8 protein-coding genes are annotated in these 11,467 nt (G+C 36.2%); 1 reads left to right on the top strand and 7 read right to left on the bottom strand.

What is annotated here, in order from left to right; translation table 11 throughout:
* Positions 1-122: 122 nt before the first annotated feature.
* Entirely contained in the window at positions 123-1,439 is a 1,317-nt protein-coding gene (locus B9Y84_RS02730) for a TldD/PmbA family protein (RefSeq protein ID WP_085515558.1), read from the bottom strand.
* Positions 1,440-1,502: 63 nt separating this feature from the next.
* Positions 1,503-3,143, bottom strand: a complete 1,641-nt coding sequence (locus tag B9Y84_RS02725; RefSeq protein WP_085515557.1) for a TldD/PmbA family protein — start codon at positions 3,141-3,143, stop codon at positions 1,503-1,505.
* A 115-nt stretch (positions 3,144-3,258) separates the two neighbouring features.
* Between B9Y84_RS02725 and dinB the strand changes: the two genes are divergently transcribed.
* Positions 3,259-4,338, top strand: a complete 1,080-nt coding sequence (dinB, locus tag B9Y84_RS02720; protein WP_085515556.1) for a DNA polymerase IV — start codon at positions 3,259-3,261, stop codon at positions 4,336-4,338.
* A 53-nt stretch (positions 4,339-4,391) separates the two neighbouring features.
* Here the strand turns inward: dinB and B9Y84_RS02715 are convergent, their stop codons facing one another.
* The 5 genes from B9Y84_RS02715 to msrA all read right to left on the bottom strand — a co-directional run bounded on the left by B9Y84_RS02715 (position 4,392) and on the right by msrA (position 11,389).
* Entirely contained in the window at positions 4,392-5,297 is a 906-nt protein-coding gene (locus B9Y84_RS02715) for a caspase family protein (RefSeq protein WP_085515555.1), read from the bottom strand.
* 19 nt (positions 5,298-5,316) lie between these two features.
* Positions 5,317-9,468: a LamG-like jellyroll fold domain-containing protein gene (locus B9Y84_RS02710; protein ID WP_085515554.1), complete on the bottom strand. Its 4,152-nt coding sequence runs from the start codon at positions 9,466-9,468 to the stop codon at positions 5,317-5,319.
* 23 nt (positions 9,469-9,491) lie between these two features.
* Positions 9,492-9,923, bottom strand: a complete 432-nt coding sequence (locus B9Y84_RS02705) for a hypothetical protein (protein WP_085515553.1) — start codon at positions 9,921-9,923, stop codon at positions 9,492-9,494.
* Between the two features lie 34 nt (positions 9,924-9,957).
* Positions 9,958-10,275: a hypothetical protein gene (locus B9Y84_RS02700; protein ID WP_085515552.1), complete on the bottom strand. Its 318-nt coding sequence runs from the start codon at positions 10,273-10,275 to the stop codon at positions 9,958-9,960.
* Between the two features lie 565 nt (positions 10,276-10,840).
* Positions 10,841-11,389 (bottom strand): peptide-methionine (S)-S-oxide reductase MsrA, encoded by a 549-nt coding sequence (gene msrA, locus B9Y84_RS02695; protein ID WP_085515551.1) that lies wholly within the window; start codon positions 11,387-11,389, stop codon positions 10,841-10,843.
* Positions 11,390-11,467 lie beyond the last annotated feature (78 nt).

Below are 11,467 nucleotides of genomic sequence, written 5' to 3'. Positions count from 1 at the left end.
TGATTCACAGTGTATAACGAGATTTATCAATTTTAAACTGGTTTTGCCCTACATATCTGTATTTATGAAAAAAAAAGAGCTTTGGGTGCTCCAAAGCTCTTTTAACAAAATAGTTTGAATATTTATACAGCATCCGACAAACTCGTAAAAGTAAAATCACGAATTTTCATAACAGGAATTAAATTTCCGTTTATGCGCTGTTGCAGTCCTAATTCTTCCAAATTATTCAACATAATAATAGGACTTTCATTAAATCGCATATTCTTAATAGGATGTTTTATTTTACCGTTTTCAATATAGAAAGTACCATCTCTAGTTAGTCCTGTATAAAGTAACGTCTGAGGATCCACTGTTCTGATATACCACAACCGAGTAACTAAAATCCCTCTTTTAGTGCTTTTTATCAGGTCTTCAGTTGTGGCATCTCCTCCAACCATAATGCCGTTCGCTGGTCCAGGAACAGGTTCTACCCCTTGTTTTTTGGCCCAATATCTTCCGTAAGACATATTTTTGACCACTCCATCTTCTATCCAGCTAGTACGCCCTCTTGGTAATCCATCTCCAGACCAGGCATTTGCCGGCACTTTTTCATTAAATGGATCAGAATATATATTAACTCTTTCATCTACCAGCTTTTCACCAATTTTAGTACCGCCTCCCTTTTTTGAGAGAAAACTTCTACCTTCATCGGCCTGTCTTGCCCCCATATTGAAAAGCATGTTCCCTAAAAGCTGAACGGAAGCTGCTGGTTCAAGTATCACAGTATATTTTCCAGGCTCAATCGCTTTTGCTTCTCTACTCATCAGTGCTTTTTCTAAAGCAACAGAGGAAGCTTCTGCACCATTGAATTGGTTCACGTCATTGAAATCACGCGTCACCCAGCCTGAACCTGTCCCGTCATTAGTTCGCATGGTCACAGTAAATTCTAGTTGAGAATCTTGTGAATAAGCGAACAAACCCTTAGAGTTCATGATGCTTGAAAAACCAGAGGTATCCTCTAAGTATCCTGCTGCAGTTACATCTTTTGCTCTTGCAGGCTCAATACTGTTCTTTGCAATTTCGGCCCTGTATTCAGGACTAATATCTGCTGTGCTTTTATAATATGTTTTAGAATCCTTATATTCCTGTGGGCCTAAAGGTTCCATAAATTCAGGGTTTTCAGGAGCCAGTTTAGCCAATTCTTCGGCTCTCTTTACCACTTTTCTTAATGATTCATCGTCAAATTCATTAATAGTCGAGGATGCTGATTTTTTTCCAAAATTAGCGGTTACTCCTAAGCTAATGTCGTCATTGAAACCGCTGGTAGTAACTGTATTTCTAGCATATCGGATATTTCCTCTGCCGCTTCCAGAAAGGCCAGCCTCCAAGCTATCAGCAGTGGAAAAGCTCATCACCTTCTCCAATATTTGCTTTGCTTCTTCTTTAGATAATATTGCCATTGTTAAAGATTTTAGTTTTAGACTAATAGATTTTATAACTAATTAAAGTCAAAAACCCTTAGATTATATATTTCTTGCTGTATTGATAACATTCACTCCGTCAAAACGAGTAGTAGCACTACCGTGAGAAACTGAACTAATTTGTGACGGCTGACCTTTTCCATCAAAGAAAGAACCAAATGTTTTATAGTCGCTCTTATCACAAATCTTAGAACATGAATTCCAAAACTCTTGCGTATTGGATTGATAAGCCACATCATTTACAGGCCCCTTAATTTTCCCATCTTCTATTTCGAAAAATAAAGTACCTCCAAATTGAAAATTATAACGCTGCTGATCAATGGAGTAAGAACCTCTTCCGACTATATAAATTCCTTTTTCAACATCTTTAATCATTTCATCCGGACTGTATTCTTCTTTACCAGGTTCTAATGAAACGTTTGGCATTCTCTGGAACTGAACATCATTCCAGCTTTGAGAATAGCAGCATCCATGAGACTCATCTTCATTTATAATGTGAGCTTGGTCTCTGATAGCCTGATAATTTACTAATACTCCGTCTTTAATTAAATCCCAACGTTTCGTTTTTACTCCTTCGTCATCATACCCAACGGCACCTAAAGAACCTTCTTGAGTCTTGTCAGCAAATACATTTACAATATCACTACCATATTTGAAATCTTTGCTTTTCCATTTATCCAAAGTAGCAAAACTAGTACCTGCATAGTTGGCTTCATATCCTAAAACACGGTCTAATTCGGTAGCATGACCTATACTTTCATGAATGGTCAGACCAAGGTGATTTGGATCTAAAACAAGATCATACTTCCCGGCTTTTATTGAATCAGCTTTTAGCATCTCTTTTGTCTGCTTACCTGCAAGTCCAGCATCCTCTATCATGTCATATCTGTCATAGTAATGCATAGTACCGCCCGGCCCTTCCTTTTTGCTGGAGGCTCTTGGATCCATATATTCGAATCCCATTCCCATAGGCGAACTCAAAGCCTGTCTAGACTTATACTTTCCGCTATCGGGATCAATAGCTGTTACATTGAAATTTGGCCAAATCCTATGAACATCTTGATCGATATAAGAACCTTCAGTACTAGCAAAATACTTTTGTTCATTAATCATAAACAAAGCACTATTAACATAATTAGCTCCATTATTAATCGCTTCTGCATTAGCAGAAAGCAGTAGATCAACTTTTTCTTTTAAAGGAACTGCCACTGCATTTTTTTCAAGTGGGGTCTTCCAACTTACCTCTCCGTAAGACTGAACTGGTGCTAATTTCACTGGTTCAGTTTGGATTTTGCCGTTTGCTTTCGCTATGGCTGTTGCTGTTTCTGCAGCTTTCTGAATTCCGGCATCACTTACATCTAAAGTTGATGCAAAGCCCCAAGTTCCATTGGCTATTACCCTTACTCCTACTCCAAAAGATTCAGTATTGACAGCATTCTGCAATTTATCCTCTCTAGTAAAAATATACTGGTTTAGATATCGTCCAATTCGAACATCTGCATAAGTAGCACCATTCGCTTTGGCAGCATTTAGTCCGATATCAGCCAACCTTTTTTTCTCTAAAACATCTATCGGGTTTTCCAGAAGTCTTTCCATATCTACCGCATTACCTATTAATGGTACGGTTAATAATGCACCTCCTACACCCATTCCTGCTAGTTGTAAAAACTCTCTTCTCTTCATTTGGTTAATATTAAAAATGAATTGATTTATTTTGTAAAAATAATATCCGTTTTATTTCAATATTTAGCTAGTACAAAAGGATAAACGGCAATAGAAAACTTTAAGCGGATAAGCTTTGGAAAAGGAAAGAGAACGCAAAATAATTCACGTAGATATGGACGCCTTCTACGCTTCTGTTGAGCAAATGGACTATCCTAAATTGAAAGGAAAGCCCGTTGCTGTGGGTGGAAATCGGCAAAGAGGCGTAGTAGCCGCAGCCAGTTATGAAGCTAGAAAATTTGGAGTGCATTCTGCTATGCCTTCAAAAATTGCAGCATCAAAGTGTAGAGATTTGATTTTTGTTAAAGCTCGTTTTGAAAGGTACAGAGAACTGAGCCACCAGATTAGAGAAATATTCTTTCGATATACAGACTTGGTGGAACCTTTGTCTTTAGACGAGGCCTATTTGGATGTGACAGAAAATAAAATGGGGATTTCTACTGCTACTGAAATTGCACTAGATATCAAAAAAGCTATTAAAAATGAAGTGGGGCTAACTGCCTCCGCAGGAGTATCCATCAATAAATTTCTAGCTAAAATTGCCTCTGATTATCGAAAACCAGATGGATTGTTTATAATTAAGCCGCATCAAGTATTGCCCTTTATTGAAGAACTCCCAATCGAGAAGTTTTTTGGGGTTGGTAAAAAAACGGCAGAGAGAATGCATTCACTAAATATTACTAAGGGTGCTGATTTACAAAATAAATCTATTAAGGAACTGGTTAAGCATTTTGGGAAACAAGGTCGATATTTTTTTTCTGTAAGTCGTGGAGAAGATTTTAGAAAAGTTAACCCCAATAGAATTCGAAAGTCTGTCGGTGCTGAAAATACTTTTGGAATCAGCTTAAAAACGAAAGCCGAAATTTGGGATGCTTTGCAACCCGTAGCTGAAAAATGCTGGAAACGTTATAAACAGAGCGAGGCTAATGCTCATTCTATAACATTAAAAATCAAGTTTGATGATTTTAAACAAATCACTAGAAGCAAAACCTTCGAAGAAGCAATCAATTCAGCATATATGTTCGATCAAGGTTTAGAAAGCCTGATGGATTCATTTGAAATGAAGGAGCCTGTTCGTTTAGTAGGCTGTTCATTATCTAATTTTGAAATTACCAATAAAGTAAATGAACATGGTCAATTAACTTTGAGGTTTTGAAATTATCTAATGGTAATAGCCTCTATTCTATTCAATATCTCGCTTTGCAGAAGTCACTCTTTCCTTCTTATAAATATAAAATCACCTCCCTCGTCACCGGCACCTTGAATAACTCCAAATTGCGGTACTGATGGTGCGTTGTTCATAACAGGTTCGTAGATTCTAGAATATACAGTTGAGGCCGGCAGGTAATCAAAATCATTCTCATCTAAAGTTTTTATCAGCATGTAAACAAAAAAGCTTTCATCAGGTACTTCCGTAAGGCTGCCACTTGTGATTGCCTTCCTACTTCTATTTTTATAGAGTTCGTGAACTTTCAATTGACTCATTCCGCCAACTGCTCTTGTTTTAAAAATACTACCTCCAAAACAGGCGTCTGTTACTAATAGCGTATGTTTTGAGGGTATAGCACTTATATAGTCTTTAATAGTACTATTTGGTATCCAGTTTGCTGTACTCTCTGCTCGTGCATCTGATGGCAACCAGTACCCAAAATCTTTTGGTTTATCATAGTAACCATGTCCTGCATAAAATATTAGTAAGTTATCTTTCTCCGTAACCTTGTCTGCTAATCCGTAAAAAGTATCAATCACCTCTGCTCTATTTGGATCTTTTAGCAATGTTACATTTGAAGGATCAAAATTATATTTTTTTGTTAGTACTGAATATAATTCTTCTGCATCTTTATTTGGCTTATCTAGATTTGGTAAATTTGCGCCGGCATATTCATAGTTTGAGACTCCAATAATTAAAGCATGATAAACAGGTTCGGTTGAGGACCTTAAAGCCTCTTTAATCGTTTCTTTTTTCTCTGAAGAAGCAATTTTTAAATCTCCACTCCGTTTTTCAGCTGTATAATCAACTGCTACACTATTACTTCTACCCGAAAACGTCTGGGCTAATCCTAAATGGGCTGTAAAAACCATTGTAAAGATTAATAGGTGAACCTTCATTTTCATATCAACAATTTTATAGTTTTTAGTGATTCATTATTATCTTTTTATTTATACTATTTGTTCCATTTGAGATTCGTAGCAAGTAAACGCCTGAAAGATAGTCATTAGATGATTCTCTGACATTCCATTCAAACACGTCATGACCGAATTCATCAGTCTTGTGCAAATGCTTATTGATTAATCTCCCATTTAAATCGAATAATTCAAATAGTAAATCAGATTTAATTTGGTCTTTGGGAATATGATACTGGATATTAATAGTTCCTGACGATGGATTGGGATAGGGGTCAGCTATTTTCAAGCTACTAACATCAACAAAACTATGGACATACTCCAGGGAACCATAAATAACTCTGAGATTTCTTCCATCACTATATCGTAATTTATAGTGATTGGCGGCCTTCATATCAACTAAATTGCCTGATGAAGGGTCCCATAGCATAAGTTCATTGTTTTTATTAAAATGCGGATTATTAGGAATTTTCCATTTCACAGTTAGTCCGTCAACACTCATATTGGACTCAATATCAAACTTCCATGTATATTCTTCATGCATTGCTGCAATATTTTTGGCTACATGAAATCCATTTGCTTTCAATTCATACTTGAGATCTATATAATTTAAAAATCGAGGCAAATTAAACTGATCTTTCCTATCTAAATCATCTTGTGCATTTTTATGCATTCCAAAACCAGTCAACTCATTTACAACTTCATCTTTTTCTAATACAAAATCTAATTCCCATCCTTGATCGGTTTCATCATCCAAGGTTCTATTTTGACTCTGGGAAAGAGAAGTTCGAGGTATAAGTAATGTAAAATCAGTAGAGTTAGGCCAGTTGACAAAGCCACCGGAAAACGCTGGAAGAGAGGTTCCGTTTCTAAAAGATCCATTAAATACTCTCAGTGCAAACTCCTCATTATTGAATTGCTGAATATCACTCCATGAAACATTATATGGGTAAGGATTCCCTATTAAATTCCAGCCGGGCTTCAATATGATTTCAAAAGGCTCTTCACTATCCGCATCAACACTTTTGCCATTTCCAGTATTAAATGAACCCTCTCCATCATTCACAATTAACCAATATGCAAGGCCAGGGTTTAATGTAGAATTACCTGACAATTCCCTAGTTGATTCATTATCATATCTAAACATTCTCCATTTCGACTTATCTCCATAAGTTCCCAGCTCAATACCAAAAACCTCATCGATAGACTTACTATTTAAGATCAGAGGTACTGAAACTATTCTATAATTCGCTTGTTGAGAACCAAAAGAGTTGTACGGAATGCTTAAGCCTTCATCATATCTAACAATAATTGATTGTAAATCTGTTAGCTCTTCAAGATTAGCGCCATTTTTAGCAAAAATCTTAAACTCTAAACCCACTTCGGTCACTTCAGGCAATTCGACACTATATTCATTACCAGAAGCCTCCATTTCAATAGTATTTGGATTATCAAAGTTGTTAGACCCTGGAATAATGTACTGAACAACTACTTCTTGGACAGAAGATTCCTGATCGACTACCCTTGCGGTAATACTAACAGGGTTACCTACGCTGATTTCATTCTGATATGCAAGGTTTGAGATAATAGGAGCAGTATTGTCACCACCAACAGTTTCAAATGTATAAGTCTTGTTAATTACGTCCACTACAATATTGTAAGTTCCAGCAGTCACAGGAATATTAGCTCCATTCAGTGCTAACTTACCTTCTTCCTCGGACATTCCCCAATTGGCAAATGCCCAATCATCATTTGCTCTAATCTTCCATTCTCCATTAAATAACTGAACTTGGCTAAGCTGAAATATACCTTCCCCTAAGTTTTCCATTTCAATATCGTCACCACTCCAATCTTCTTCACTTCCAGTTAAAGCACTCCCTATAAATCCCATTGAAGCTATTTTGCTGGCCACATAATTTCTACTATCGTTATCGATTTTCATTAAGTTTAGTCCACTTTCCACCGTAATTTCTGCTCCTAATAATTCCAATGTATTATCTTCATTATCATCACCATACGGTCTGTCGATGTCCTGATTTAATATAAAACGAATTTGGCCAGCAGGCACTATTACCGCATTTCCAAATAGGGTAGTTGACTGATAGTATGAATCCAATATGCGATTATTTTCAAATTGATTCCCTTCGATTTCAGCACTTTCTATTTTTGGGTAATTTCCAGCAGTGTATAAAGATCTGATCTGTTCTTCTGTTAGAAGAGTTTTATACAGTTGAATATCGTCCAGGTCACCCTCATAAGTATCATTTCCTCCTGATCCACCCATTTGCAATGCCCCGTTACTATCAGGATTTGCACCTCCTGAGAAGGTTTCGATATTTTCGGCATTAAATAAACCATCTATATACATCTCCGAAGTCCCATCTCTATCTGTCTGGATGACAAAATGATGCCACTCTCCGTCATTGAATCCTACATCACTTGTCATGCTGATCCCTAAACCACTTTCTAACAATACAAACTCTAGTAAATTCGACCCATCATCCGGAATTTGAATCCAAAATCCTGTATTCTGATTAGATTTAGAGACTAGTATTCCACTAGTAGAGGTAGTTCTGAACCAACCAGATATTGCCAAATCAGTACTAAAACCAATATCAAATAGATTATTGTCAGGAATAGTCAAGTAAACTGGTCCTTCAAAATTGTAGGCCTTTTGAGGATTACCAAATCTATCTTCAGTTAAGACAGCATTAACAGCACCTCCATTCAAATCATTTCCGCTATCATCGTCTACGTTCCCATTGAAAAAATAACTGGCAAAAGCACCTTGATTATCAGGCTCAGTACCTATTGAAAATAAAGAGCTCACTTCGGCTTCACTTAATGCGTAATTATAATAATAGATATCGTCAATGGAACCTGTAAATAACAACGAATTTCCTGGTTCGAATAACAAGCCCACATTTAGAAAAGTAGCAATTGATGTCCTAAACAGTGACCTGTTTTCAGAAACGCTCTGCACTAGCTGGTTATCTAAAAATAGATTAGCACTACTGCCATTATAAGTTAATACTGCGTGGTGCCATTCATTATCGTTCACCTCTACTCCACTATTTAATATTAGAAAATCGGAGTCACCAAACCTTAGACTACCCTCTAGAAAATTATTTGATCCAATAGAAATGGCGCCCACACCAAATAAATCTATAATCTGTCGGAATCCACTTGAAAAATCTTGTGAAGTTTTGAACCACGTAGAAATACTAAAATTATCATAAGTAGGTACTCCGGGAGTTTGAATATAATTATCTATTCCATTAAATGCAGCAGCTTGGCCCTGCTCACCGAATCGATCAGGGGTTAGAGTAGCTAAAACCACGGATGCATCAAATTCATAGCCACTTAAGTCAAATAATACACCATCTGTAAATTCATATCCCAACACCAAAGTGTTAGCTTGTACAGCCCACCCGAACTGATGGAAAGCTTTTGAGACCTGAAATTCCGACAAAATACCTGAAAAGAATATCAGATCATCAATTTTGCCTGTGAATTGCGGACCAATCTTCATTCCGACACTATTGATCGTAGCCCATAAGATACCATCTTCGAAAATAGGGGTCGCTCCTATTCGCTCATTATCAACATAGAATTCAAATTCATTATTAGTGATATCAATATTAATAACCAAATGGTGCCAATTTCCATCTTCGAGATTGTTAATTGAAACTCCAGTAAACGTACTACCATCAGTTACACCATCCCCTGAATTATACACCAATTCAATACCAGTTGGAAGAACATTCACCACGTAACCATAAACCCCTTCACTACCCGAGCCCCATGATAACAGAGTTCCTGCTTCAGCTGTAGTTTGAAACCATAAAGAAATCGCATCAGGTTGTTCTACAAAAGGGGTTTGAATTCCTGAATTATTACCATTGAAGAGAATTGCGTTGCCGTTTCTGCCAAATCGATCTTGAGTTAAGCTTTGACCGTTCACTGTACCATTTGCACCATTACCACTCACATCCTCTGCACTGCCACTAAAGGTGTATCTAGCAAGAGTATCTTCTATAACTTGATAAGATGAATTGAAACTTGATGACAGGACACTATTTGAATCAATTTGAGCGACTACGCCATAATAAGGAATAAGAAGAATCGATAACAGATAGTATTTTATATACGCTTTTTTCATTTTAAGTAGATATCATGTTCAATTCAATTGGGCTCAGGAGGAACTGGTAGTTCACTGGGATCGCTCGGATCAGGCACTGTTGCAGAATCTCTCGTTAATAAATAGATAATTACTCCAGCAGTTACAATAACCCCACCTCCTACCGCTAAAACGGGAAACCCTCTCTTTATTCGAAAGTCATTGCTTGCTATTATCCCAGTCTCCCCTCTGAGTTGCACTTGGTAGGTTGCGGACTTTTTTCCTTTCGGTATTTTCCATAAATATTGCCCACTATTACCTATTGTAACAATTTTAGCCTTCTGACTACCATTTTCAAACAAGTAAATATCGATATCCTCATTTTTCTTTCCTCCTGTCCATTGTAATCTGTAACTTTTACCGCTTTTAATTTCCGAAATTGAGAAGTTCTTGAATTCTAAAGGATCAAAAGCAGCCTCCGGTAAAAATGCCCTCACTTCAAAAATGAGATTACCGGTATATTCTAGAAGTTCATTTTTTGCTAACCACTCTATTTTTTTCCTTTCCGTTAGCTATGTTTGGACCCACATCGCCAGTTACTAAAGCAAGCGGCTTTTCAAAATTGTCCTTGGAAGAATATAGGTTGATATTAAATAACTCATCAGAAGTGGATACTAAATCGTAGGATACAATTATAATATCACCCTTCACAGTTGCTGTTACATTTTCAACGGTCTGACTTTGCGAATTGTAACTAACAATAAGCAATGAGAAGATCAATAGTAATAATGAAACACTACTAGGAAAGAAGGTCTGTAAAATATATTTTAGACTATACTTAAAATACATATAATTCAAAAATTTAGTTAGTGTAGTTTTTTACAAATGATGAAAGTTATAGTATAAGAAATATTATATATTAACTATTGAACATAATAAATATAAATAATAAAATTTAATTAAAGAAATAATATTATTAGTATTCAAATTATTCGATCAACGACCTTAAATGTAAGATATAATAGATTTCGCTACTTAATTTAAGTGCGACAATATTGAAGTAATTACCATATAATATCGAATAGGGCAGCAATTCAATCTGTATTTAGAAGTAAGTGGTAAGCTTGTCCACTGTAAATGAAAATTAACCCCTTGTCATCCAACATTTATATAGAAAACTAAATGCCAAAAAAGGCTGGTATTTGAAGCGAATGATGTCATCAATAAGTGATAGGTACTGACAAGATAAATGGATATGTTTTAGTTGTGAGACTTTGCTCGGGGAAGTAGGCTACTATTGATACTCGTATATCAAGCCAACGGAATTTGCTTTCTAGCTTAAGGAAAAAGGATTAAAAAGTAAACGCAAGAGCCTTAGAAGGCTATTAGCGTTTACTTTTTTAAAAGACTGAAACTATTTTAAATTCTCTGCAAACAGTCTTTTGATTTTATCAATCTTTGGTTTTATAACAAAAGTGCAGTAAGGCATTCCTTCATTTCTAGTATAGAAATCTTGGTGTACTTCTTCTGCTGGATAAAACGTTTCAAATGCTTTAATCTCTGTTACAACAGGATCATCGAAAACTGAAGAACTATTTAATTTTTCCTTCATTTGCTCAGCAATTTTTGTCTGCTCAGCATTATGAGCTAAAATGATGGATCTGTAGTGCTCGCCAACATCTGCTCCCTGTCTATTTAATGTAGTAGGATCATGAACTTGCCAAAATACTTCCAGTAATTGTTGATATGAAATAATATCTGGATCAAAAGTAACTTGAGCCACTTCTGCATGACCCGTTCGGCCTTGAACTACTTCCCTGTACGGAGGGTTTTTTATATGTCCGCCTGCAAAGCCGGATTCTACTTTTTCTACTCCTTTCAGCTTTCTTAGTACCGCATCTATACACCAGAAACAGCCGGCTCCAAAGGTTGCTTTTTCAAAATTTTTATTCTTGGAATCCATCAATATCAAACTTAAATTCAAAGCCTAGACACAAAAAAAGGCTATCTATTGAGATAACCTTTTTAAAAAGAAAATGTT

The organism is Marivirga sericea (assembly GCF_900177665.1).
In the GTDB taxonomy this organism is placed as follows: domain Bacteria; phylum Bacteroidota; class Bacteroidia; order Cytophagales; family Cyclobacteriaceae; genus Marivirga; species Marivirga sericea.
This window is presented reverse-complemented; position numbering and strand designations above follow the sequence as displayed.

Coding starts and splice junctions, on each gene's coding strand:
- B9Y84_RS02700 (WP_085515552.1), bottom strand. CDS start 10,275: ATGTATTTTAAGTATAGTCTAAAATATATTTTACAGACCTTCTTTCCT.
- B9Y84_RS02715 (WP_085515555.1), bottom strand. CDS start 5,297: ATGAAAATGAAGGTTCACCTATTAATCTTTACAATGGTTTTTACAGCC.
- msrA (WP_085515551.1), bottom strand. CDS start 11,389: ATGGATTCCAAGAATAAAAATTTTGAAAAAGCAACCTTTGGAGCCGGC.
- B9Y84_RS02730 (WP_085515558.1), bottom strand. CDS start 1,439: ATGGCAATATTATCTAAAGAAGAAGCAAAGCAAATATTGGAGAAGGTG.
- B9Y84_RS02725 (WP_085515557.1), bottom strand. CDS start 3,143: ATGAAGAGAAGAGAGTTTTTACAACTAGCAGGAATGGGTGTAGGAGGT.
- B9Y84_RS02710 (WP_085515554.1), bottom strand. CDS start 9,468: ATGAAAAAAGCGTATATAAAATACTATCTGTTATCGATTCTTCTTATT.